Raw genomic sequence first — 1,480 nt, 5'->3', positions numbered from 1 at the left:
TTTTTTTTGTGATTTATTTTAACGCAGTTTCGGACGGTTCGTAGCGGGACAAGAAAATAGTCCAGTGAACTATTTTCCCCGCGAAGGCGGTTCCCACTTTTCCTGAAACTGCTTTATTTTCGTGCTTCGATGACTTTGAAGCCGTCTTTATCAGTGAGCGGCATGACCTGCCGGAAATGCTGTTTCAAGACAGCCTCATAAGGAAGCTGGCGATTTGCCACCATCAGGAAACGTCCGCCGGATTTAAGGCGTTTGGCAGCAGCTGTGATAAAGCTTTGGCCGAGCGAAATATCCGTGTTGCGACCGGTATGAAACGGCGGATTGCTGATGACCGTGTCGTAAATCTCTGTCATCGGCTCGGAAGCGACGTCATGCCAGTAATAGTGCAGAGGTACTGAACTGTTGAGTTCAGCCAGATTGCTTTTGGCAATTTCCAGTGCCTCAAAATCCGCTTCATAAAGATCAATACGGCTGATCTTGGCCGGATTGTCGAGACAGGCGGCGCTGAGATAACCCCAGCCAGCCCCCAAATCCGCGACATGACCGAAGGCGATGTTTTTGAGATGCGGCACCAGCAGAGCAGAACCTTTGTCGGCTTCGCCATGGGAGAACATGCCTGCTTTCGTCCAGAAACGCCCGTCTACGCGTTTTTGCTCCGGAATGAGGCTTTGTGTGATCTCGGTATCAATCGCCTCAGGGCGCGCCAGCCAATAGGCTACAGCATGGTTTTTGGACAGGCGGTCGATGGAAGCTGAAATCTGGTCGCTGCGCTTGCGGAAACTGTCAATGCCAAGCTTCTTGTCACCGGCGATAATAATCAAGCCGCCGGCTTTGACTTGGGTCAGCAATGTCGCCAGCCATTCTTCATTGCGGCCGCGATGTTTGCCGAGCAAAATCATACCGCCGTCATAGGTCTCATTTTCGCTGATCTGCGGCGTAACATGAAATCCGGCTTTATTGAGCGCCAGCCATTCCGGTCTCAATGGCTGAATACAATGCAGTGCCTGTTTCCACTCTGTGCTGAGTGTCGTGTCGGCACTGATGCCGAAGCAGAGATATTTTTCTCCCGGCTGCGGCAGATCAAGTGTTTCATTCTCAAAGGGCAGAAAGAGGGTGTTTTGGGCGCCGGTAATCATAAAATTTCTTTGGTCTTTTCTACCTGAGAAGGATGACAGTAGGTGGTTTCTGGCAGATATTATATTGAACTTATTATCGGTTAAAGTTTCAAACTATCTGTAATGCTGTGTTGCTCGCGGGGGAGTAGTACTATGGCGCGCAAATGTTGTCAGCCGCAATGTTTTGCAACTTGTCTGCCGCAACATCAGGCGCGCTTGTTGCAACTGAATGAGATGATTTCACAGGCCCATAAAAGCAAACAGAGTTTCTTTGCCTATTTGCTGACTATGGCTGTCAGTGAGGCACAGGCAATTACCGATTGTGCCCATCAGGAGGCTTGGCTGCAAAAGGGCATAAAAGCTGA

The 1,480-nt window shown here is 49.9% G+C and carries 2 protein-coding genes; one reads left to right on the top strand and one right to left on the bottom strand.

What is annotated here, in order from left to right:
* Positions 1-113 precede the first annotated feature (113 nt).
* Positions 114-1,136, bottom strand: coding sequence for a class I SAM-dependent methyltransferase (locus tag A918_RS0112230; RefSeq protein WP_022711346.1), 1,023 nt, complete (start codon positions 1,134-1,136; stop codon positions 114-116).
* A 132-nt stretch (positions 1,137-1,268) separates the two neighbouring features.
* Here A918_RS0112230 and A918_RS22205 point away from each other — a divergent pair.
* Positions 1,269-1,480: hypothetical protein (locus A918_RS22205; RefSeq protein ID WP_033316093.1), on the top strand; the 212-nt coding region annotated here is incomplete at its 3' end.

This window comes from Pseudochrobactrum sp. AO18b, assembly GCF_000409565.1.
In the GTDB taxonomy this organism is placed as follows: domain Bacteria; phylum Pseudomonadota; class Alphaproteobacteria; order Rhizobiales; family Rhizobiaceae; genus Pseudochrobactrum; species Pseudochrobactrum saccharolyticum.
Note: the sequence above shows the minus strand (reverse complement) of the source record. Positions and strands in the feature narration are given on the sequence as shown.

Coding starts and splice junctions, on each gene's coding strand:
- A918_RS0112230 (WP_022711346.1), bottom strand. CDS start 1,136: ATGATTACCGGCGCCCAAAACACCCTCTTTCTGCCCTTTGAGAATGAA.